At 32.9% G+C, this 23,718-nt stretch carries 18 protein-coding genes; 16 read left to right on the top strand and 2 right to left on the bottom strand.

Going from position 1 to position 23,718, the window contains the following annotated elements; translation table 11 throughout:
* Positions 1-373 precede the first annotated feature (373 nt).
* On the bottom strand, positions 374-835 hold the full coding sequence (locus AN960_RS20975) for an SLATT domain-containing protein (protein ID WP_056475907.1): 462 nt from the start codon (positions 833-835) through the stop codon (positions 374-376).
* Positions 836-1,339: 504 nt separating this feature from the next.
* On the opposite strand from AN960_RS20975, the gene AN960_RS20970 reads away from it, so the two are divergent.
* Entirely contained in the window at positions 1,340-4,945 is a 3,606-nt protein-coding gene (locus tag AN960_RS20970) for an SIR2 family protein (protein WP_056475903.1), read from the top strand.
* A gap of 141 nt (positions 4,946-5,086) precedes the next feature.
* Here AN960_RS20970 and AN960_RS20965 read toward each other — a convergent pair whose 3' ends face one another.
* Positions 5,087-6,469, bottom strand: coding sequence for a hypothetical protein (locus tag AN960_RS20965; RefSeq protein ID WP_056475902.1), 1,383 nt, complete (start codon positions 6,467-6,469; stop codon positions 5,087-5,089).
* Positions 6,470-6,698: 229 nt separating this feature from the next.
* Between AN960_RS20965 and AN960_RS20960 the strand changes: the two genes are divergently transcribed.
* The 15 genes from AN960_RS20960 to mngB all read left to right on the top strand — a co-directional run bounded on the left by AN960_RS20960 (position 6,699) and on the right by mngB (position 23,704).
* The gene (locus tag AN960_RS20960; protein WP_056476016.1) at positions 6,699-7,421 is read left to right on the top strand and encodes an amino acid ABC transporter ATP-binding protein; all 723 of its coding nucleotides are present in this window, start codon (positions 6,699-6,701) and stop codon (positions 7,419-7,421) included.
* A gap of 78 nt (positions 7,422-7,499) precedes the next feature.
* Positions 7,500-8,231, top strand: a complete 732-nt coding sequence (locus AN960_RS20955) for an ABC transporter substrate-binding protein (RefSeq protein WP_286131772.1) — start codon at positions 7,500-7,502, stop codon at positions 8,229-8,231.
* A gap of 60 nt (positions 8,232-8,291) precedes the next feature.
* On the top strand, positions 8,292-8,993 hold the full coding sequence (locus tag AN960_RS20950) for an amino acid ABC transporter permease (RefSeq protein ID WP_056475896.1): 702 nt from the start codon (positions 8,292-8,294) through the stop codon (positions 8,991-8,993).
* Between the two features lie 244 nt (positions 8,994-9,237).
* Positions 9,238-9,975: an IclR family transcriptional regulator gene (locus AN960_RS20945; RefSeq protein WP_056475893.1), complete on the top strand. Its 738-nt coding sequence runs from the start codon at positions 9,238-9,240 to the stop codon at positions 9,973-9,975.
* Between the two features lie 436 nt (positions 9,976-10,411).
* The gene (locus tag AN960_RS20940; protein ID WP_056475889.1) at positions 10,412-11,782 is read left to right on the top strand and encodes a PTS transporter subunit EIIC; all 1,371 of its coding nucleotides are present in this window, start codon (positions 10,412-10,414) and stop codon (positions 11,780-11,782) included.
* A 211-nt stretch (positions 11,783-11,993) separates the two neighbouring features.
* Entirely contained in the window at positions 11,994-13,205 is a 1,212-nt protein-coding gene (locus AN960_RS20935) for an exo-beta-N-acetylmuramidase NamZ family protein (protein ID WP_502692561.1), read from the top strand.
* 169 nt (positions 13,206-13,374) lie between these two features.
* Positions 13,375-14,352: an ABC transporter ATP-binding protein gene (locus AN960_RS20930; protein WP_056475884.1), complete on the top strand. Its 978-nt coding sequence runs from the start codon at positions 13,375-13,377 to the stop codon at positions 14,350-14,352.
* The gene (locus AN960_RS20925; RefSeq protein ID WP_056475881.1) at positions 14,349-15,152 is read left to right on the top strand and encodes an ABC transporter permease; all 804 of its coding nucleotides are present in this window, start codon (positions 14,349-14,351) and stop codon (positions 15,150-15,152) included. The genes AN960_RS20930 and AN960_RS20925 overlap by 4 nt, the downstream gene beginning before the upstream one ends.
* Before the next feature lie 4 nt (positions 15,153-15,156).
* Complete coding sequence (locus tag AN960_RS20920) at positions 15,157-15,939, top strand: ABC transporter permease (protein ID WP_056475880.1); 783 nt, start codon at positions 15,157-15,159, stop codon at positions 15,937-15,939.
* 247 nt (positions 15,940-16,186) lie between these two features.
* The gene (gene mutT / locus AN960_RS20915; RefSeq protein WP_056475877.1) at positions 16,187-16,576 is read left to right on the top strand and encodes an 8-oxo-dGTP diphosphatase MutT; all 390 of its coding nucleotides are present in this window, start codon (positions 16,187-16,189) and stop codon (positions 16,574-16,576) included.
* 195 nt (positions 16,577-16,771) lie between these two features.
* The gene (locus tag AN960_RS20910) at positions 16,772-17,167 is read left to right on the top strand and encodes a VOC family protein (protein ID WP_056475875.1); all 396 of its coding nucleotides are present in this window, start codon (positions 16,772-16,774) and stop codon (positions 17,165-17,167) included.
* 275 nt (positions 17,168-17,442) lie between these two features.
* Positions 17,443-18,183 (top strand): rod shape-determining protein MreC, encoded by a 741-nt coding sequence (gene mreC / locus AN960_RS20905; RefSeq protein ID WP_056475872.1) that lies wholly within the window; start codon positions 17,443-17,445, stop codon positions 18,181-18,183.
* Positions 18,184-18,274: 91 nt separating this feature from the next.
* Positions 18,275-19,018: a MurR/RpiR family transcriptional regulator gene (locus AN960_RS20900; RefSeq protein WP_082459624.1), complete on the top strand. Its 744-nt coding sequence runs from the start codon at positions 18,275-18,277 to the stop codon at positions 19,016-19,018.
* Between the two features lie 132 nt (positions 19,019-19,150).
* On the top strand, positions 19,151-21,088 hold the full coding sequence (gene mngA / locus AN960_RS20895; RefSeq protein ID WP_056475868.1) for a PTS 2-O-a-mannosyl-D-glycerate transporter subunit IIABC: 1,938 nt from the start codon (positions 19,151-19,153) through the stop codon (positions 21,086-21,088).
* 15 nt (positions 21,089-21,103) lie between these two features.
* A complete protein-coding gene (gene mngB / locus AN960_RS20890; RefSeq protein WP_056475866.1) occupies positions 21,104-23,704 on the top strand; it encodes a mannosylglycerate hydrolase in 2,601 nt (866 codons plus the stop codon).
* Positions 23,705-23,718: the final 14 nt, after the last annotated feature.

Raw genomic sequence — 23,718 nt, 5'->3', positions numbered from 1 at the left:
TGTCTTAGACTTAAAGTTGTTGGAATCTAATCTTACAAGATTATAATTTATTAATAGATTAAACAAATGTCATAGTGAATGTTATTTCTTCAAGTTTAATTGGTTTTTGTCTATTTAATGCAATACTTATATTATCAATTTCTCTTGAACAAGTCTTTACAATATTTTTCTAAATCTACAATAGAAAAAATTTTCTCTTTTAGGTCTAAGGAATATTCCTTGATTAAGTGTTTTATAAATGTAGTTAAATCATATACATTGACTAATGTTTGCTCTCCTGTTGAAGCCAAAAAGCTAATTCATTTATAAAAAAAGTACATTTGAGTATGGAGGTTAAAATTTTGTAAAAAAAACTTCTGTTTATATGTAGAATTTAAGAACTAATTTCTGATGTGTTTTGTTCATCTCTTAGGCTGAACCACATACTCACGTCTTCATTACTAATATTTTGAAGTCTTTCTAAATAATTAGTAAGAAGTTCATTAGATAAACCTTCATTAATTCCACCTACAGATAGGAATTCCAGATCCCTCTTTAGACCTCTTAATTCGCCTAGTGTTCTAACATCTTTAGTCCACAGTCCTTTATGATTATAGAAACCTTCTACGCCATTAAATACAGTAATAAGCGCAGCTAATACCAAAGTGAAATCCGTTAATACATCGTTATGAAATGTTTTTAATCCTAATAGAACTGTAATGAGAGCTGACGCAAGAATTGAAGAGAATTTAAGTCTGAATGCCTTTTTCTTATTTTGTTCTCTCCTTTGTTCAAAGAATTCCATGTTAACATTTACTTCTTTAATTAAATAACTTAACTGCTTTTGCTCATTCATAAAAGTATCTCCTTATAATTTTTTATATTAATTATAAACCAACGAGACCTTTATACTTAGTTATTTATTTAATAATTTAAATAATATGATTTTAATAAAAAAATAATTAAGGATGTTTATATGGATGAAGTTAATAGGTATAACGATTTAAAATCAGTATAATTTATTAAAACAGTAGAAAATTGCGTATTAATGAATAATTCCAAATTTTTATATTTATTCCAAATTAATACATTTGATATAATAATAATGTTTAAAGGGAGAGGGGAAGAATTGGAATATTAAGCGTACTAAATAAAAGGGTTGACCTGTTTGGAATTATTAAAGATTTTAATGAGGACTAATTTCATTTTCAAATAATTTAGTCCGGAAATTCGAAATGGAAGCGTATCGAAGAGATTTGTTGGAAAGCCAAAATTGATGGTTAGGAATTTAAACATACTAACTTTCTCATCTTTAAATAATAAATAGCTTTACTTGGAATGGAAAGGAGAAGAAATTATTATGAATTTAAATGTAACTGATGTTAATTCTGAAAGAACATATATTATAGAAAAAATAAAAAAAATACTACGAGAAGAAGGTACTGTATTATTTATAGGGTCTGGCATTTCATTATGGTCAGGATTACCAAGTTGGTCAACGCTATTATATGAACTTGCTGATTTTGTGAAAAAAGAAGGTTTTGATCCTTCTCCTGTAATTAAGGAAATAAAGAATAATAAGCTTTTAGAAGCAGCCGATATAGCACTAAATTATATAGAAAACGATAAACAATTATTTAAACAATTTATAAGAAATGTTTGTCGTGCAGGTGAAGCTTCTTATCATGAAATCCATAAAAAAATTGTAAATTTAGGACCTCGTTGTTTTATCACTACAAATTATGATCAATTGCTTGAAGAGACACTTAGGGAACATAGGAAAAATCTTCATTTTCAGCCTATTACGAATAGACAACAAGTTGATTGTGCCTCAATCGTACAACATAGGGCTAAAGATTATATTTTTAAACCACACGGTGACCTAGATGATACTGAAAGTATAATTCTTTCACTTAAACATTACAAATCTTTATATGATGAAAAAAAGTATACTCTTTATACGATGGAGAAAATATTAGCTACTAGACCAGTAGTTTTTATGGGTTATAGTTTAGAAGATCCGGATTTTATACGTATTATAGAAATAATACATAATAATTTTAAAGGTTTTCCTTCATCACACTACGCAATTTTACCTGACGTATCTAAAGAAAAACAAGATTATTATTTTAGAGAATTTGGTATTCGAATTATTAGTTATGAAACAACAACATTAAGTAATGGACAAAAAAATCACTCTAAACTTCTTGAATTTATTGAACAATTAACCCAAAACGAGAATGATGAAGAAAATCAAATGATAATTCCAAATGAAAGCGATAAAGTTTCTGATACAGAAGTGTTATCACTAGTAAGATATTCCGCTGGGGTAAATTTTAAAATTATGGATTTTGATGGTTTAAAATTTCCACTGAACATTAGTAAGGAAAATAGTAATATGTATTATAAGCAAAGTATTGATCAGTTTCTATTTGAAAATAATACAAACGCTTTAATAATTGGAAGTCCAGGTTCAGGTAAGACTCATAGTTTTAAAAACTACTGCACACAACTTGCTAACATTTTGCAATCGAAAATTATTTCAGAAGAAATAAACGAAAATTTAGTCCTTCCTATATATTTAGATTTAAAATTGTATGATGGCGATATTATGGGAATGATTGAAAATCAATTACCAAATGGTATGGATTTTAAAAGAATTAAGAAACTTGTTAAAGTAGTGATTATTCTAGATTCATTTAATGAAATACCTAGTGAACTATATAAAAATAATTTTGAAGAAGATTTTTCTGTATTTTTAAATGATTCTATCGATTGTCGAGTTTTAATAGGATCAAGATCTACTGAAGGTCTTGCAAAATATAATTTTGATGAATATATTATTCAAGAGATAGATTATAAATTTGTAGAAAAATATATAACAAAAAAAGGAATAGTAATAAATGGATATTTGAAAGAAGAAGTAATTTCACTATTAAGACAACCATTTTTTTTCAAGTTATTTCATCAAGAAAAAATAATTTTACCTGAAAGACCAACACCAAATGATTTGTACAAATCATATTTTGATCTTCTTAATAATGATTTCCATAATCAATTTAATATTCAGATTGATTTATCGGAGCCATTAAGAAATATAGCATATCAAGCAATGGATGATGGTGTTGAGGCTTTGCATTATACTGATGTTATTACTAAAGTTAAAAGTTTTTTGAATAGACAAAATATAAAGGGGATTACTGAACAAAGTATAATTAATTGGTTAATAGAGTCAGTACAATTATTTGTCCCATTACCAGGGAGTAGAGTTTCATTTTTTCATCAATCCATTACTGAATATCTAGCAGCGATGGAAATGGCAAGAATATATCGTGTAACACCTAACCTACTTGATAAATGCCTTAAGCAAACAAGGTGGGATCAAACACTATTACTTGCATTAGGTTTCTTAGACGAAGAAAATGCAACTTCATTTATAGATCAAATCTTTGAAACAGATTTTGAATTATTATTAAAAGCTGTAAAATACATTGAAATTAATAGAGATGAAATTGTAACAAAAATACTTAATTTTATTATTAAAAGTTATGGCGAAAATAACAATAAGATGAGATTTGTTAATATAGATTATTTGTTGAGAAAACTACCTATAAACGAAAAACATTTTGATTCATTAATAAAAATAATGAAATTTGGAAATTCTTTAGGTGGTGTTGCAGCAAAACTTCTTGCAGAGAACGGAGATCAAGAAATATTTCCAGTTTTATTAAAAGAAATGTTTATTAAAAATAATGATTTTAATTTTGGAAATTATATGGGAACCGCTATTAATAAATATTTGACTATTGAAAGTTGTGGAGAATTGATAAAAGAACTTATTAAACTAAACAGTGATGAAAAGAATTTAGGAATAGAAAATACATTTAGGAGTATATTAAAAAAATTTCAGTACAAAGAAATAATAGATTTTTTTCTGCCTTGGCAAAATTTAAATAAATTACAATTAACTATATTATCTGAATATTTAAGAGATTGTAACATAAAAGAGGCAAATGAATTACTTGTTGAGATGGTTGAAAGTGATATAAGTTGTGCTTATACTTCATTATATTTCTCAATCACTTTTTCAAAGAATTTTGATTCAAGTTGCCTAAGCGAAAAGATTATTAAAAATATATTAAATAGAATAGAAGATTTAGGAGAAAATAGTTCCTTTATACCGGCTCTACTTAAAGGGATATGTAATTTACGACCTGAATTTATGCATTATTTAAAGTATCTATTATCTAGTTCTGACGAAAAAGAGCAATTAGTTATTTTATATGTACTAAAGGATATAGAAGAAAAATATTATAAAAAATTTTGGGAGGGTATTGGAAATTTAGTATTAAATGAAACATGTTCCTCTTCAATTCTTAATGGTTTTGAAAATTTAGATTGGGAAAATAATATAGAACTAATTGAGAAAATATTTTATTCGGAAAATGTCAATTTGATTTTATCATTTTTAAATTCAATTCGTGATAATGAAGTGAAATTCGAAATAACTTGGGAGTTATTTTTATATATACTGAGTTGGGAAAAACTAGTCTCTACATCAGATGAAAATGAAGAAAATAGATATTGGTTAAAATATCTTCTTGGTGAATTTTTATGTGAACATACTAATAAGTCGACACATAAAATAATAGAATTATTTAATAGTTCTAAATGTGAATTTAGAGATTTTCTATCTAATCATTATATATATAGTGTTACTAACTTAACTACTGACGAATTTTCACCTGATGCACTTGATTATTTAGTTGGACAGTTGTATAAAAAAAGAAGACTTAGTTTATGGGATTCTACTATAGGTAAAATTGCTAGTGAATCATTTATTGAGAAGTATTTATTTCCATTATTAGAAACAGAGCATGAGATACTTAAGTTAAACTTAAAAATAGTCTTAAAACAAGCTGGAAACAAACATAGAAAAAGATATCTGACTTCTTTCTTTGATTAGTATATAGAAATAAATAACAAATTTTTTATAATAGGGCGATCTCAAAATTTTGAGAATCGCCTTTAAATTTTTTGTCATAATTTATTGATTTTATCATTTATTTAATAACTCGGTATTTTTTTATCCAATCTATATAACTTTTTATATCAAGAAAATCGCAACAACAGTAGTAACAGCCAACCCAATCAAAACAGGAACCAAATTCCGTCTAGCCAACTCAAACGGACTAACATTACAAATAGCCGCCGCAGGAATCAACGCCCAAGGAATCAATGTTCCTCCACCAACCCAAATCGCCGCAATTTGCCCCATAGCAGTCAAAGTTGCAATCCCATGACCGATCGCCGTAGCAAATAACGATGCAACGGAACCTGCAAGAGAAATCCCAGAGAATCCAGATCCATCCAACCCAGTAATTGCCCCAACCGTAGTCAATGTCACTCCCGCAACTCCAGGGTTTACTGGTACTGCATGCGCCAAAGCAAAACCTAAATCATTCACAATTCCATTCGACCCTTTTGGCAAGTAATCCCCTATAATCGCCGTAAATCCACTATCCCCAAGATAGAAGAAAGCAGCAATTGGAATAACCGGACCAAATACTTTAAACCCGAATTTAAATCCATGAATTAAATAGTTTGTTACTTCTTCAAATCCTTTGTTTCTATGCCCCAACATGGATAGGATCGAAAGGATAATAAGTGAAGTACCCCCGATTAATGCGGTTGCATCTCCACCTTGTAAATTGAAATGAACCATCGCCCAAATATCCACTGCAAATAAAATGAAAACAAGAGCGGCCATCCATTTTTGTTGCGTAGAAGAAAGTAAATAGTTTTCAGTTTTCGTATCTTCTTCAGGTAATTCTACTGTTAAAAGTCCTCTTTTCATATCACGTTTTAAGAAGTAAAAAGCAACTACAGTTGTCACAACACCCATTACGATCACAAGTGGGATACTAGCATGTATAACAGCTGAAACCGGAATACCAGCCGCATCAGCTGTTAGTTTCGGGGCACCTTGAATTACGTAATCACTTGAAAGAGCAATCCCATGACCGAATAAGTTCATCGCCATTGCAACACCTAATGCTGGTAAACCAACTCTTAAAGCAACTGGAAGTAAAACCGCACCTATTAAAGCTACTGCAGGTGACGGCCAGAAAAACCAAGATACAACCATCATCACAATACCAATCGTCCAGTAAGCAAGTGTGGCGTTTCGCATCACCTTTGTAAATGGACTGATGAGTGCCTGATGCACTCCACTATCAGTTAAAGCTTTACTCATAGAAACAATAATCGAGATTACTAGAATTGTAGAAAGTAATTCAGTTATGGCGTATATAAAACTTGAAAACAAGATACTGACGGAACTTGAAAGTGAATCAGTTGCGACCAGACCAAGTAGGAAAATGCCTGCGAGGCAGACTAGGCTTGTGTCACGTCTAAGAATTAAAAATAAAATAATTAAACCTATAAATGCTACATAAAGCCAATGGATGGCTGTTAAATCGACATGCATGAGAATAGCCTCCTTTCGATACATATATTGGCTAACAATATATGCATTCGCCTAGATTAGGGTGATTGGAAAGATTTGTAACATTTACTTATGAAAATTGTACTAAATTGTCGAAATAAAATTACTTAATGACGGAATAATCAGAATTGTGTATAATGTTAATAAAATAGAAATGGTTTCCGCATTGTGGAAAAAGTATTTATTTACTCAGTGGGAGGGTTGAATGAATATGATTAAGATCAAAAGTGTAAGTAAATCATTTGGGCCTTTACAAGTATTAAAAGGAATTGATTTAACGATTAAAGAAAAAGAAGTGGTTGTTTTATTAGGAGCAAGTGGATCGGGAAAGAGTACCCTTTTGAGATGTTTAAACTTCTTAGAGATTAATGATAAGGGAGAAATTTATTTTGAAGGTGTGTTGGTTCAACCTGGCAAAACAGATTTGAATAAAATTCGGTCGGAGGTTGGTATGGTTTTTCAACATTTCAATCTCTTTCCGCATAAAACTGTTTTAGAAAATATAATTGAAGCTCCTATTCATGTTAAAGGAATGAAAAAGAGTGAAGCAAAAGAGATTGCTTATGTTTTACTGGAGAAGGTTGGACTGACAGATAAGGCGGATGAATATCCAGAAATGTTATCAGGAGGACAAAAACAAAGGGTTGCTATTGCACGTGCACTTGCGATGAACCCGAGGGTAATGCTGTTTGATGAGCCTACTTCAGCATTAGATCCCGAACTGGTTGGAGAGGTTCTTCAGGTTATGAAACAGTTAGCAAGTGAAGGAATGACAATGGTTGTAGTTACTCACGAAATGGGCTTTGCTCGAGGTGTAGCAGATCGAGTTTTATTCATGAAGGAAGGTTTAATTTTAGAGGAGGGTACACCTAAACAGTTTTTTGAAAATCCACAAAATGAAAGAACAAAACAATTTCTTAATAGTATTTTATAATTTAAAAAAATGATGGAGGTATGTGTAATGAAAAAGAATTGGCATGGTATTTTATTATCTTCAGTGATAGCAGGGGCAATGTTTCTAAGTGGATGTGGGGCAGATAAAACCGGAAATCAAGCGAGTTCAAAAGAATTTCATTATGCGATGAGTGGTTTATATAAACCATTTAATTTTAAAGAAGATGGCAAGCTTACTGGATTTGATGTTGAAATTGGTAAAGCACTTTCAGATAAAATGGGAATGAAAGCTGTACCAGTAACAAACCCATGGGAAACAATTGTACAAGGATTAATATCAAATAAGTATGACGCAATTTTGGGGAGTATGACGATCACTGATGAACGATTAAAAGTGGTTGATTTCAGTAATCCATATTATATTTCAGGTTCTCAGATTTTTGTTGCTGATAATAACCAGAAAATCAAATCTGCTGAGGATTTAAAAGGGAAGAAAATTGGCGTTGTAAAAGCAAGTCCATATAAAGATTTAGCGATTAAATATACTGGTAAAGAAAATGTAGTTGATTACGATAGTGATCTAACGGCTATTATGGATCTTCCAACTGGTAGACTAGATGCTGTCATTACGGATCAAATGGTTGGCTTTAGAGTCATTAAAGAAGGAAAGGCTAAGATTAAAGATGTTGGCACTCCACTAACTCACGATAATCAAGCAATTGCTGTAAGGAAAGATGATAAAGAACTTGAGAAGAAAATTAATAAGGCTTTAGATGAAATTATTAAAGATGGAACTTATGAAAAAATCAGTCAAAAGTGGTTTGGTCGCAATATTCTTGAAGATAAATAATAATAGAATACTAGCGTAAAATAAGAGCCTATTAGGACAAGATGAGGGGTGAGGTTCATCATGCATATACTTTTAAATACGTTTCATGTATTTTTAGTCGCAACTTTATTAACATTAAAATTGACAATCGTATCTACTATTTTGGGAAGTGGAATAGGACTTATTTTTGCATTTTTCAGACTCTCCCGTATTAAAGTGCTTAATTATATTGCTAATCTCTATATTACTGTCATTCGTGGGACACCACTTATTGTTCAAATCGCCATTTTATATTTCGGACTTTCTAGTATTATTACATTTTCGCAGTTTTGGGCTGGTGCAATCGCGTTAGGTGTGCATAGTGGAGCATATATTGCTGAAATCTTTCGTGGTTCAATTCAATCAATTGACAAAGGACAATTGGAAGCAGCTCGTTCTCTTGGGATGTCCCAACCTTTAGCAATGAGAAGAATCGTACTACCTCAAGCATTTAAAATTGCGATTCCTACTCTTGGTAATCAATTTATCATTGGATTAAAAGATTCTTCACTTGTAGCATATGTAGGGATGCAAGATTTATGGGGAGCAGGACTAAGTGAGGCTGCCTCTAACTTTGAACAGATGAATACATATATTGTAGTAGGTTTATATTATCTTGCGCTTGTACTAATTATTACGTTTGGAGTTAAAAAGCTTGAAGATTCTTTGGATGTGAGTCGTGGTAAAAAACGAAAAACTAGAAAAAATAAGTCTAATACATCATTAGAATCAATAAAGCTGTAAATTACTTGGAAAATCAGACGAAAAACTTGTATGATAGATGTAAAAAATTACTCTCACAATTATTCATTTGCAAGTTCGAAATGAAAACAAGAAGTGCTGAGATACTAAAAGTCAACGCATCTTTAAAGAAATATACGTATATTACCATTACGCTATGAACGGGAATCCACCTAACGAGGAAGATTCCCAGATTTTTGAACAGACTCCCCAAGATAAGAAGTGAAGAGTCATAGGAGTTATGATTATGGTCCAATCAATTGACCGAGCTATGCATATTATTGATATCCTAAATTCGGATGAATCCAAAAGTAATTGGCAAATCACCGAATTAGCAGAAAAAACATCTCTATCTCTTGGTACGCTTCACCGGTTACTAAACTCTTTAATCCAACATGGACTTGTTGTCCAAATACCTGAAACCAAGCATTACAAGTTAGGGTATAAATGGATGGAACTTGGCCTCCGTCAATTGGATAAACTGGATTTCAGATCAGTTGCAAGACCAGTAATGGAGCGTTTGGCGAACCATGTAGAGGAAAGTATCTATTTAAACATTGAGAGTGGTATCGATGGAATTGTAATTGATAAAATTGACAGTCCTTTAAAAATTAGAATTGCTGAAAATTTGGGTATCCGAATTCCACTACATATTGGTGCTCCCAATAAAACCATTCTTGCTTATATGAAAGAGTATGAAATTCAACAAGTACTAGATCAGCTAAATCTTTCACCTAATTCAACATCAATTTTAAAACAGCAACTAGTTGAAATTAGACAAAAAGGCTATGCAATCAGTCAAAGTGAAAAAACTGAGGATACGGCAGCTATTGCAGCACCAATTACTGGATATAACAACAAAGTACTTGCTGCTTTAAGCGTGAATGTTCCAGGATTTCGTTTTACTAAGGAACGTATTCCGTTCTTGAGCGAAGAAGTAATAAAAGCAGCGGAAGAAATTTCAAAGAAAATAGGGAAAATATAGGTGATACCTTATAGACGCATTCCAGTAACATGGGCTGCGTTTATTTTTTTATAAACAATACTTCATCGGAAACTACCTTAAGCATCTAAATAAGATTCACCCTCTTCCAAATGATCAATTCTCCCATTTAATATTTTTTCCTATTAATAACTTGTCATAAAAGCGATATCAATAGCGTAAAATTTAAAATAAAATTTCAATATGTTTAATATAAAATTCGAAATTTTGTTTATGGTAAATAACCTATGAATGTTACATTTTACGGTGTATTAATTGGAACAAATAAAATTGATAAGAAAGAGAGGGGATAAACGATTTTTGAAAGACTATCAATCTAGCAACATCGACTATTGTCATAATTAATTCATATCTATTTCAGGGGTTAGATTATATCTTTTAAACTAATTAACTTATTAATTTAAAAGGAGATGTAAAGATGGCAAAGGGGATTAGCAAATATTTATTAATTGCTGAACTATTATTAGAGCATTTGGGTGGAGCGGAGAATGTTTCGTCGTCCACTCATTGTATGACAAGACTACGCGTAGCGTCGAAAGATTATTCAAAGGTAGACATAGAGGCGATTAAAAAGACAGAAGGAGTTCTAGGAGTTGTAGAAGAAGAAACGATTCAAATCATACTTGGACCTGGTGTTGTAAATAAAGTTGCAGCAGAGTTTGATAAACTGCTTGCAGCTGCTGATGATTTTGATTTGAATGAAGTAGCTTCTAAAAACAAATCAGAGATTGATAGAAAGAATGCAAAGCCTTTTAAATTGTTTTTACGTAGAATCGCAAGTATATTTATTCCGTTAATTCCTGCCCTTGTAGCTTCAGGATTAATAACCGGTATTACAAAAGCAATTGTTCAAGCGGAATGGCTTGCGGCAGACTCAAAATTAGCTATTATTTTAACTGTTATCGGTTCGGGTCTGTTTGCTTATCTTGGAATTTTAGTTGGTATAAACGCAGCAAAGGAATTTGGTGGATCCCCTGCCCTTGGGGCATTGGCAGGTATTCTTGTCATCAACCCTGGAGTTGCAGATATTTCTTTGTTTGGGCACAATCTGCTTCCTGGACGTGGAGGGTTAATTGGCGTTCTATTTGCTGCAATCTTTATCGCTTTAGTTGAAAGGCAAGTAAGAAAATTTGTACCGCAATCTTTAGATATTATTCTCACACCTACCATAGCATTATTAATAACAGGTATACTTACATACCTAGTGTTTATGCCTGTTGGCGGTTTTGTATCGGATACAATCACAAAAGGCTTGTTACATGTTCTTGACTTTGGTGGAGTAGTAGCTGGATTTGTACTTGGCGCAACGTTCCTGCCTCTTGTAGTAACAGGGCTTCATCAAGGTTTAACCCCAGTCCATCTTGAATTAATCAACAAAATTGGAGATGACCCTTTACTTCCAATTCTTGCGATGGGTGGAGCGGGTCAAGTCGGAGCAGCGTTTGCAATATACTTTAAAACGAAGAAAAAAAGCTTAAAACGTGCAATTGGTGGGGGACTTCCATCAGGAATGCTTGGAATCGGTGAACCATTAATCTTTGGTGTAACGCTTCCGTTAGGACGTCCATTCTTAACAGCATGTTTAGGTGCCGGAGTTGGCGGAGCATTTCAGGCTCATTTCCATATCGCTACAATTGCAGTCGGTGTTTCAGGACTTCCATTATCATTCTTAGTTCATACGAATCAAATTTTACTATACTTAACTGGAGTTATTATCTCTTATGTAGCTGGCTTTATTTTTACTTACTTATTTGGATTTAAAGATGAGATGGCAGCAGAATTCAAATAAACTAAGTTAACATGTCAGCAGGAGACTAACACTATTTTAGAAGATATGAAAAGAAGGGCTGCTAATTTAGCAGTCCTATTTGTCATAAAAGACAGGAAAATCGTGAAGAATGATAGCTATGGCTAAATGCAAAAATTAGTGCGCATCAAAATCTATATCATAACCTGATAAGTAGAGGAGGGGTGAGATGAAACGAGTATTGTTGCACAGTATGATTCTAATTCTTGCCCTATGTGCATGGCCGAACGAAAAAGATGTTTCAGCAAATAAGAAAAAGAATAAAGTAACTCCTGGAATTGAAGTTCTTTTAGATCATCAGAAAGAACTTTTAAAGGGAAAAAAAGTCGGCTTAATTACCAATCCAACAGGTATTGACCCAAAACTAAACAGCATTGTTGATTTGTTGTACGAGGATCCAGATATTGAACTAACAGCTTTATTCGGGCCTGAGCATGGTGTTCGCGGTGATGCGCAGGCTGGAAGTTATGTCGAATCGTATATTGACGTTAAAACAGGACTACCTGTTTACAGTCTTTATGGAAAAACAAATAAACCAACAGCTGAAATGCTTAAAAATGTAAACTTACTTCTCTTTGATATACAGGATGTGGGTACACGCCACTACACATATATTTACACTATGGCATATGCAATGGAAGCGGCAAAAGAAAACAACATTCCAATTGTAGTACTTGATCGTCCGAATCCACTAGGCGGACTTTCATTTGATGGTCCTGTTCTCGAACCTGACTCCTCATCCTTTATTGGGATGTACCCAATTCCAACGAAGCATGGAATGACAGTAGGCGAACTCGCTACTTTCTTCAATAAAGAATATAAAATTGGAGCAGATTTAAAAGTCGTCAAAATGAAAGGCTGGAAACGTTCCTTGGATTACGACGAAACAGGACTACCTTTTGTTTTACCATCACCTAATATGCCGACAGTTTCAACAACATTTATTTATCCAGCAACTGGTCTAATTGAAGGTACAAATGTGTCAGAGGGACGCGGAACAACCAAGCCGTTTGAAATTATAGGCGCACCATATATTAATGGAACAGAACTTGCATCAAAATTGAACGCACTAAGACTTCCTGGTGTTAATTTCAGAGCGGCTTCCTTTATACCAACATTCTCGAAACATGCGGGAATACTAAGTCATGGTGTTGAAATTTTTGTCACTGATCGTGATAAATTTGAAGCGGCCTCAACAGGACTTCATATCATTAAAACACTTCATGACATGTACCCAAATGATTTTGAATTTCTATCAAACAACTTCTTTGATAAATTAATCGGAAACGACTGGGTCAGACCAATGATTCTCGATGGAGCTTCTGTTACAGACATCATAAATAAATACCAGAAGGAACTGGATGAATTTAAGAAGGTTCGAAAAAAGTATTTGATGTATAAGTGATTTACTAAAAAAGGATGAGATTAATTGATTTCATTCTTTTTTTTTTGCCATCCACTTGTAAAAATTTATTTTTCTAAAATTACCGAATAAACTGAAAAATATATTGACGGACCGATATTATGATGATAGTATTTTTCTTCCAGTCAAAAAATGTTAGGAGGCGAAAAAATTGATTAAAGTAAATGGTTTAAGTAAATCCTTCAAAGTTGCGAAACGTTCTTCAGGACTTAGGCAGGCAGTGAAGGGGCTTTTTTATCGTGAGCATACGATTGTTGAAGCGTTGAATGACATTTCATTCTCTATTGAACCTGGGGAAATCGTAGGATATATTGGTCCGAATGGCGCCGGGAAATCTACGACGATAAAAATCATGAGCGGAATATTGGTTCCAGATCGAGGGATGTGTAACATAATGGGATACACTCCATGGAAGGAAAGAGCTTCCTATGTTAAACATATCGGTGTTGTTTTTGGGCAACGCTCTCAATTGTGGTGGGATGTACCAGTCATAGACTCGTTTGAGCTTCTCCGTGATATTTATAAAATTCCTCAAAACGAATATCAAGATAATCTTGATCTACTGATTGAAACTCTCGATTTACAAAGTCTTATTCATTCACCTGTACGACAATTAAGCTTAGGACAAAGGATGCGTTGTGAAATCGCAGCATCATTGTTGCATAGTCCTAAAATCTTATTTTTAGATGAACCCACAATTGGACTAGATGCTGTTTCGAAAATTGCCGTACGCGAGTTCATTAAAAGGATAAATAAAGAAAAGGGCGTTACCGTCATTCTTACAACGCATGATATGAATGATATTGAAGCTTTAGCTGATCGGGTTATTTTAATTGGTAAAGGAAGTTTATTATTCGATGGCAACTTAAATGAATTACGAAAACATTTTGGGACTCATAAAACGATTACGGTCGATTATCGGGAGGACCACAATCCATTTAAAATTCCTGGAACCACAATGATTTCATGGTCTCCTGATCGAGCAATTTTAAGTTTAGATACAGAACAAGTTAAAATATCTGATGTGATCTCCAGTTTATCCAGTAAGGTTGACCTACTCGATGTGACCATTGAAGCACAACCAATTGAAGAAATTATCGTGGGGCTCTACAAGGAGTTTCAAATATGAAGCCATATGTTTCTGTACTAAAACTACGACTATTGAATGGAATGCAATATCGTTCAGCAGCATTGGCAGGGGTAGCAACACAGTTTTTCTGGGGATTTATGTACATCATGATCTTTGAAGCTTTTTATAGTCAAACAGTACATTCTCAACCACTTTCTTTAAAAGAAATCATTACATACTTATGGTTACAACAATCCTTTTTAGCTTTCATCATGCTGTGGTTTCGTGATAATGAGCTTTTTGATCTAATTACAACAGGGAATATAGCATATGAGCTTTGTAGACCATGCGAAATATACGGATTTTGGTATTCAAAACTTTTAGCCCAACGCTTGTCCAGTGCAATTCTAAGGTGTTTCCCGATCCTACTTGTTGCATTCTTACTACCTCAACCTTATAAAATGACGTTACCACCAAGTGTCTTAACCTTTGTGTTATTTTTGTTTGCCCTTATTTTTGGCTTACTTCTTCTTGTTTCGATTTCTATGTTCATTTATATTTCAGTATTTGTGACAATGTCACCTATAGGCTCTTTACTACTATTTGGGGTGATTGGAGAATTTTTCTCTGGATTAACAATTCCGATTCCCCTAATGCCAGCTTGGCTTCAGACCGTTGCTTATTTCCTTCCGTTTCGATGGACAGCTGATTTCCCGTTTAGGGTTTACTCTGGGAATATTCCTCAAACTGAGGCTTTGATTGGTATAGGAATACAAATTATTTGGTTAAGTTTACTTGTTTGGCTAGGAAGAATCGCCTTTAATAAAGCCTTACGAAGAGTCGTGGTCCAAGGAGGTTGACACTATGGGACTATATTTTAAATATCTGCTTATTCTCTTTAAATCACAAATGGAATACCGCACATCTTTTTGGCTACTAACAATTGGCCAGTTTTTAATCCCTTTCTCAATGTTTGCAGGTCTTTATTTTTTATTTGAACGGTTTGGTCAAATTAAAGGATGGACTTTTTATGAGGTTGCGCTTTGTTTTGCGATTATCCATATGGCTTTTGCTTTAAGTGAATGTTTTGCTCGTGGATTTGACTCTTTTTCTAGTCTAGTAGCTAGCGGTAGCTTTGATCGAGTACTTGTTCGTCCTAGAAGTACAATTGTTCAGGTGATGGGTTCTAAATTCGAGTTTACTAGAATTGGTAGATTGCTTCAGAGTTTAATTGTTTTGATTTGGGCATTAAATAATCTTACCATCGAATGGAGCAGTATGAAAGTTGTAACGATTATTTTGATGATCATTAGCGGAGTCTTTATTTTTACCGGAATCTTTATCCTTGCTGCAACGATGTGCTTTTGGACAATTCAAGGTCTCGAGGTAGTCAATATTTTTACAGATGGCGGAAGAGAGATGGCACAGTATCCATTGAATATCTATCAGAAATGGATAACGAAATTTTTTACATTTGTTATTCCTTTTGGATGTGTGAATTACTTACCTTTAATGTACATTCTAGATAAAACAGAAGGGAAAGCGTATTTATATATGTTATCGCCAATAGTGGGGATAATTTTTATTATACCTTGTTTACTAGTTTGGCAAGTTGGAGTGAGGCATTATCGATCGACAGGTTCGTAAACCTTTAAAGACGCAATCTAGTTATGGTGATTGCGTTTTTTAATGGGAAATTAATTTAGTAATCTAGTATAACCTTTTGAAAGTAAACAGGAGATGTTTAAAAGTTCTTATTTTAAGAAGTTAGATAAAATTGAAAAAGCAATTCGAATTTTAGAAAAGAAATAGTATTATGATTATTTGGATAGGCTGTCAAAAGGTACGGCCCAAATAATAAATATATAATTGAATTAAAAGGATTAAAAAAACAATGAAAAAACAAATTAAAGTAGTAGCTGCTGTCATCAGAAACAATCAAAACCAAATACTATGTGCCTTACGTTCACCAGAAATGAGCATGCCAAATAGCTGGGAATTTCCTGGTGGTAAAATCGAAAAGAATGAGAAACCTGAAGAGGCGTTGGTTCGTGAAATACAGGAAGAATTAGGTTGTGAAATATCTGTATCTGAATTAGTTGAGGAGGTCATTCATGAGTATCCAAATATAATTGTAAATTTGGTAACTTACGAAGCCAAGATAATAAGCGGTACGCCAGTGGCTAATGAGCATGCGAAGATCGAATGGAAAGAAATTTCTGAGTTAAAAGAACTTGAATGGGCAAAAGCTGACCTTCCTACGGTTGAAAAATTGATTCGATAAAATAAATCTCAAATACTAATATTTAAGTTATTGCTGAACCATAAAACTAAGTAATTTAGATGTCGAACGAATGATAAAAGAAATACTTCTATGGAAATTGAATTTCTTTCCATATCAAATATAATAATAAATAAGCAACATAGTGTACATACTAGATGAGTTTAGGAAAAAACTTGTAATACATAGGAGGAAACTATGGGAAGATTAGTTCATTTCGAAATTCATGTTGATAACATGGAACGTGCAAAGAAGTTTTATGGAGAGGTATTTGATTGGACGTTTCAAGATTGGAGTGAATATGCAGGAATGCCATACTTTGGTGCAGTGACAGGTAATGAGGACGAAATGGGAATTAATGGTGCTTTAATGCAGCGCCAAAGTGCTCCCCCTGAAGCAAGCCAACCATTAAATGGATATGCATGTACCATGGGAGTAGAAAATTACGACGTTACGGAAGCTAAAATTGTTGAAAATGGCGGCAAAGTAGCAATGCCTAAATATGCACTGCCTGGAATGGCTTGGCAAGGATATTTCATTGACACTGAAGGTAATATTTTTGGAATTCATCAACCTGATGCTAATGCAAAGTAATAATTAATGGGTTCGATGAATAATTCCAGAGTTTGATTTGAACTATAATTTGTATAACTTACAGTAACAAAAGTCAACTGGTCTGCAGTTGACTTTTTATTTTTCAACTCTTAATTTTTGGTAATAATCGGTAATAATAAATAGCAGATTCTATTAAAATTGTTCAAACACAAAATTGCCATAATACCCTACTTATTTAGGATATTTATCATGGTATTCTTAAAGTGAAAATTGCATTGCTTCATAATAAAAACAAGTAAGAAAAGGATAAACCGATGAAAAAAATAATTATTATTTCAGTGTTAATCATCATTATTATTTCAAGTGGGTATCTATTCTCAAAAACCAACACATTCAAAAATTACACTAACAATATAGGTGATTTACTCAAATTAAAAAAAGAAAATGATTATCTAAAAGAAAAAATGAGCAATGAAACATCTTTAAAAGCCAATATAACTGAATTTACTATCGAAAATAAAGAATTAAAAATGCTAAAAGAAAGACTAAATAAAGAAAATCAAAAATACAAAACTGATGTAGCGATCGTCACCAAAAGAGATTTTGATACTTGGAACAGCTTTGTTGAAATTAATAAGGGTTCTAAAAATGGTGTGAAAATAAATACAAATGTAATCACATCTCAAGGACTAGTAGGTAAAGTAATCGAAGTCTCAGAGAATAGTTCAATAGTAGAATTATTAAGTGCGGTGAAATATAACTCATATATTTCAGTCCAACCAAAAAATAATCATCAATTACAAGGTCTAATTAAAGGAGCAGATGAGAAAACTGGCTATTTAAAAATGACTCTTTTCAATGTAAATGATAAATTAAAGGCTGGTGAAATCATTGTTACCTCGGGTCTAGGAGGTATCTATTTACCTGGCATTGAAATAGGTAAAGTCAAAGAAGTTAAAATTGATAATTTAGGTTTAAATCAAACAGCGTATATTGAGCCTTTATATGATTTAAACGATTTAGAGTACGTCATTTTATTGTTAAGTAAAAAATAAAAAGGAACGAACAATAGAAAAAGAGAACAATGTTAGAGTTGTTCTCTTTTTTTCATAAATAATTTCAGTACATAAAAGTAGGTGTTTGTTAATGTTGCAATTCCAAGAAAGGATTCAAAAGTATGAATATAAGCTAAACGATACGGATGATCAAATAGTCGAGTTCATCCTTAAAAACAAAGAAGATGTTGTAGGTTTTTCAATACAGTATTTAGCTGCAAGGTTATTTACGGTTCCGAATACGATTACGAGATTATCTAAAAAGTTAGGTTTTGATGGATATTCTCAGATGAAGAATAGTTTAAAAGAGGAAATGAATAGTCAAAGTATTTTTACTGAAGAGGATAGTTTAACTTATAACATTCATAAAACAATTGGACTAATCGATCAAAATACACTAGAACTTACGACAAAATTGATTCAAGAAGCACGCAGGGTGCTTTTCTTTGCAGTAGGGGATACTGCACCTTTTTGTGAAATGATGATAAAAAATTTGAAAGTCGTCGGTAAACAAGCTGAGTATTATATTCACCGACACGATGTCTTATATGAGCTTTCTAAATTTGATTCTAAAGAGAATAATCTACTTTTTTTAATTTCATTATCTGGAGAAACAGCTCAAGTATTAGATGTTGCGGAATTAGCAAAGTTTAAGGGAATAAAGTTAATATCGCTTACTCATTTTAGTAAAAATCCTTTACAACAAATTGCTGACGTTAACTTGTATTGTTATTCTCCTAATAAAAAAATGAATGAATACAATGTAACGGATAAAACACCTTTATTGTTCGTTATTAGATCCTTATCAGAGTATTACTGGAAAACATTAAAATGATGTGTATAAATACACACTAAAAATAAAAATTTACTAAACACTGTGTAAAAATAAGAAGTTTTAAGCTTCTTATTTTTTTTTTGCTATGATGAAACCAAAGTAGTCCATTAACTAATGAAAGGGGTTACAAATATGCAGTTAAAAAAGTTAACTTCTGAAGATTTAATCAGTACAAAAATGTCATTTTCATCAAAAGAAGAAATCATAAAATACTTAGTTAAAAAGTTGGCAGCAGAAGGGAAAATCCATTCTGAAGAAGAGTTTTACAATGCGGTGATGGAAAGAGAAGAACTATCACCTACTGGATTTGAAGGTGGTCTAGCAATTCCACATGGTAAATCTTCATCAGTTAAAGAATCTTCGTTCGCGGTAGTAACGCTTGAGAAACCAATGAATAATTGGGAAAGTATTGATCCAAGTAATCAAGTTGAATTAGTGATTTTGTTAGCCATTCCAAAAGAAGAGGAAGGCACTACGCATCTTACTTTATTAGCTGAATTGGTTACAAGATTATCAGATGAAGAGTATAAGAATAATTTACTCCAAGCAAGAACAAATAAAGAACTATTCGATCGTCTTGATGCACCTTTACAACCTACTAATCTGAAAGTCTCTCCAAATGGTGATAAAACAGTATTAGCTATTACAGCTTGCCCAGCTGGCATTGCACATACATATATGGCAGCGGAAGCACTTATGAAAGCGGGGAATGAATTAGGAATTAATGTATTCGTTGAAAAACAAGGCGCAAATGGAATTGAAGATCGCCATACGTTTGATTTGATTAGAAAGGCTGATGCGATTGTATTTGCTGTGGATGTTGCGGTAAAAGATGAAGAGCGATTCAAGCATCTTCCAAAAGTTAAAACATCTGTAGCTGCACCAATTCGAAACGCAAAAGTAATTTTAGAACAAGCTCTCCAAAAAGTGGGAAATGTGCCTAAATCAGAAATGGTCAAAAGTGAAGAGCAACATCATGAAGTAGAAAACAAATCTATTAAAACAGAAATTAAGGATTCTCTTTTAACAGGAATCTCTCATATTATCCCTGTCATTGTAGCGGGTGGTATGACCTTAGCAGCGGCAGTCTTTATTGCTCAAGCATTTGGTCTTCAAGATGTATATGCCGCAGAAGAATCATGGTTATGGCTATTACGCCAATTAGGTGGTTCTTTATTAGGACAGATCATGATTCCGATTTTATCAGCGTACATGGCCTACTCGATTGCTGATAAACCAGCATTAGGGCCAGGTTTTGCAGCAGGGGTTGCGGCTAATTTAATAGGCAGTGGATTTTTAGGAGGTATGCTTGGAGGATTACTAGCAGGTTATTTCTTAAAGTATTTAAAGGTAAAAGTGAAACCTAAAGGGACTTTTGGAGGCTTTGTTAGCTTCTGGTTTTATCCTGTAGTAGGAACACTAGTAGTTGGTTCAATTATGCTATTTGTAATTGGTAAGCCATTAGCTTTCTTAAACGAAGGGTTAATTGATTGGCTCAATGGAATGAGTGGGTCAAACGCTATAATACTTGGAGCAATTTTGGGAGCTATGGTTTCATTTGACCTTGGTGGTCCAGTAAACAAAGCTGCTTACACATTCTGTATTGGTGCAATGGCTAGTGGAAATATTGTACCTTACGCAGCATTTGCATCTGTCAAAATGGTTTCAGCGTTTTCGGTAACAGGAGCAACGATAATAGGTAAACATCTATTTTCTGAACAAGAAAAAGAAATTGGTAAACAAACTTGGTTACTTGGATTAGCTGGAATAACAGAAGGGGCAATTCCATTTATGATTAATGATCCACTTCGAGTGATTCCTTCATTAATTGCTGGTTCAGCAGTAACAGGAGCGATTGTTGCTTACTTTAATATTGGTTTAAATGTTCCAGGTGCTGGGATTTTCTCATTAGCTTTACTCCAAGGTAAACCAGCTTTAGTAGCTGCAAGTATTTGGTTTGGAGCGGCCTTAATTGGAGCAGTTATTTCAACAATTTTACTAATCATGACAAGAAAACAAAAAATCATTAAAGATATACAAGTAAAATCATCACAACAAAATGTAGCGTAAGGGTGGAGGCATAAAATGAAAAAAGTTCATATCGTTCCACATATGCATTGGGACAGAGAATGGTATTTTACAACAGAAGAATCTAGAATTCTACTAGTTAATAATATGGAAGAAATTATGGAGATGTTAGAAACAAATTCAGATTATCCCTACTATATATTAGATGGGCAAACTGCGATTTTAGAAGATTATTTCGCGGTAAAACCAGAAAATAAAGTGCGAGTAAAAAAGCTAGTTCAAGAAGGTCGATTAATTATTGGACCATGGTATACGCAAACTGATGAAATGATTGTTGGTGGCGAGTCAATCGTTCGTAATTTATTGTATGGAATGAAGGATTGCGAAGAGTTTGGAGTACCGATGAAAATTGGTTATCTTCCAGATTCATTTGGACAATCAGCTCAAATGCCGATGATCTTAAACGGGTTTGATATTAAGTATTCAATTTTTTGGCGTGGAACATCTGAACGTCATGGAACAAATAAGACTGAATTTTATTGGGAGACGGATGATGGTTCAAAGGTGTTAGTTCAATTGTTTCCGCTTGGCTATGCAATAGGTAAGTATTTACCTGAAGATGAGGAAGCACTTCAAAGTAGAATTGATAAGTATTTTACGGTACTTGATCGTGGTGCAACAACTGAACATATTATTTTACCGAACGGTCATGATCAGATGCCAATTCAAAAGAATATTTTTTCCGTTATCGAAAAGCTACAAAAGCTATATCCAGAGCGTGAATTTTTCTTAAGTAAATATGAAAATGTTTTTGAATATCTAGAAACACAAAAAGATCTTGATACATTGAAAGGTGAATTTTTAGATGGGAAGTATATGCGTGTTCACCGTAGTATTTACTCGACTAGAATGGATATTAAAGCGGCTAATACTAGAATTGAGAACAAGATTACTAATATTTTAGAGCCACTTGCATCGATTGCTTATCGCTTAGGATTTGAATATCACCACGGTTTGATTGAACTAATTTGGAAAGAGATTATGAAAAACCATGCGCATGATAGTATTGGGTGTTGTTGTTCTGATAAAGTACATAGAGAGATTTTAAATCGTTTTTATTTAGCTGAAGAGAAAGTTGATCAGTTAATTAATTTTTATAAGCGTAAAATAGTTGATTCGATGGATACTTCTAATGAAAATAATCGCGTGACACTATTTAACTTACTTCCTTATGAGCGTACTGAAGTTGTGACTACGAGCGTTATGACAAAGTTAAAATCATTTAAGCTTATTGATCATGAGTCTAATGACATAGATTTTGAGATTATCGCAAGCAAGATTACTGACCCAGGACTAATTGATCGTCAAATTGTTCATTATGGAAACTATGATCCTTTCATTGAATATACAATCCAATTAAAAGATAAAATTCCATCGATGGGTTATAAGACATATTTTCTAGAGGAAAGTGATGATGTTTTAAAGAAAATAACATACTCTACTAATAAAATAGAAACAGATTATTATGAGATTACCGTTAATTCAAATGGAACTTTAAATATTTTTGATAAGCAACATGAACATAGCTTTACTAATGTCCTGCTTTTAGAAAATGGTGGCGATGATGGAGATGAGTATGATTACTCTCCACTTCTAAATGAAGAGTTAATTTATAGCGATTCAGTCCAAGCCGAAACGAAAATTCAGCTAAATCGATATGGGGCAACCATTGATATTAGATATACTTTGGCTGTTCCTTCAAACATAGAAAAACGTAAAGAACAAATTATCGATGGTTCTGTCGAAGTTCGTATTGTAGTCAACGTTCCGAAACATAAACCGAGATTTGATATTAAATTAGAAGTGGATAATCAGGCAAAGGATCATAGATTAAGAGTATTAATTCCAACGGGGATTGCTTCAGCTTTCTCAGAATCGGATAACCAATTTGGTTCAATAAAACGAGATGTTGTAGATTCGGCTATTTATGTCTGGGAGGAAGAAAATTGGGATGAACGACCAGATTCGATCTATCCTATGTTGAGTTATGTTTGTTTATCGAACGATGATTATGGAGTAAGTGTATTAACAAATAGTACGAGAGAATATGAAATTGTTGGTGAAAAGTTTGATACAATAGCGATTACTTTGTTTAGGAGTGTTGGATTTGTTGGGAAAGAAGAGTTGGTTCGAAGACCTGGGCGACCGTCTGGGATTAAGTTGCCTACTCCGGATTCCCAGATGATTGGGAAGTTCTCGTTGGAATTTGCGTTTGTTAAATATAATATGGAAGAGAATGTTGCGAGGATTGCTAAGGAGTATTTAACTCCGATTGTTGCTTATAATAAGATTCCTTATGATGCTATGAAGTTGAATGAGTCTGGTGCTAAGACTCCTTTAGAGTATAGCTTTTTTAAAGAGCGTTCCAAAAATGTTGTTCTAAGTACATTGAAAAAGGCTGAAAAAGTAGATAAATTTGTTATTCGTTTTTATAATTCATCGGAAAATGAAGAGTATGCTTTTTTGCAATTTAATGATGAGATTGAGCAGGTGTACACTGTTGATTTTAATGAAAAAGTAAAAGAAGAAGTATATGTAAACGATCAGCAAGTAGGAATAAATGTGAAACCAAATCAAGTTAATTCGATTCTGTTTTAATACAATAAATATAT

This window comes from Bacillus sp. FJAT-25509, from assembly GCF_001420605.1.
GTDB lineage: Bacteria > Bacillota > Bacilli > Bacillales > Bacillaceae_G > Gottfriedia.
The sequence above is the reverse complement of the archived record's forward strand: the minus strand, read 5'-3'. Positions and strand labels throughout refer to the sequence as shown.

Coding starts and splice junctions, on each gene's coding strand:
- AN960_RS20920 (WP_056475880.1), top strand. CDS start 15,157: ATGGGACTATATTTTAAATATCTGCTTATTCTCTTTAAATCACAAATG.
- AN960_RS20960 (WP_056476016.1), top strand. CDS start 6,699: ATGATTAAGATCAAAAGTGTAAGTAAATCATTTGGGCCTTTACAAGTA.
- mreC (WP_056475872.1), top strand. CDS start 17,443: ATGAAAAAAATAATTATTATTTCAGTGTTAATCATCATTATTATTTCA.
- AN960_RS20955 (WP_286131772.1), top strand. CDS start 7,500: ATGTTTCTAAGTGGATGTGGGGCAGATAAAACCGGAAATCAAGCGAGT.
- AN960_RS20965 (WP_056475902.1), bottom strand. CDS start 6,469: ATGCATGTCGATTTAACAGCCATCCATTGGCTTTATGTAGCATTTATA.
- AN960_RS20900 (WP_082459624.1), top strand. CDS start 18,275: ATGTTGCAATTCCAAGAAAGGATTCAAAAGTATGAATATAAGCTAAAC.
- mutT (WP_056475877.1), top strand. CDS start 16,187: ATGAAAAAACAAATTAAAGTAGTAGCTGCTGTCATCAGAAACAATCAA.
- AN960_RS20935 (WP_502692561.1), top strand. CDS start 11,994: ATGATTCTAATTCTTGCCCTATGTGCATGGCCGAACGAAAAAGATGTT.
- mngB (WP_056475866.1), top strand. CDS start 21,104: ATGAAAAAAGTTCATATCGTTCCACATATGCATTGGGACAGAGAATGG.
- AN960_RS20910 (WP_056475875.1), top strand. CDS start 16,772: ATGGGAAGATTAGTTCATTTCGAAATTCATGTTGATAACATGGAACGT.
- AN960_RS20940 (WP_056475889.1), top strand. CDS start 10,412: ATGGCAAAGGGGATTAGCAAATATTTATTAATTGCTGAACTATTATTA.
- AN960_RS20975 (WP_056475907.1), bottom strand. CDS start 835: ATGAATGAGCAAAAGCAGTTAAGTTATTTAATTAAAGAAGTAAATGTT.
- mngA (WP_056475868.1), top strand. CDS start 19,151: ATGCAGTTAAAAAAGTTAACTTCTGAAGATTTAATCAGTACAAAAATG.
- AN960_RS20925 (WP_056475881.1), top strand. CDS start 14,349: ATGAAGCCATATGTTTCTGTACTAAAACTACGACTATTGAATGGAATG.
- AN960_RS20950 (WP_056475896.1), top strand. CDS start 8,292: ATGCATATACTTTTAAATACGTTTCATGTATTTTTAGTCGCAACTTTA.
- AN960_RS20945 (WP_056475893.1), top strand. CDS start 9,238: ATGGTCCAATCAATTGACCGAGCTATGCATATTATTGATATCCTAAAT.
- AN960_RS20970 (WP_056475903.1), top strand. CDS start 1,340: ATGAATTTAAATGTAACTGATGTTAATTCTGAAAGAACATATATTATA.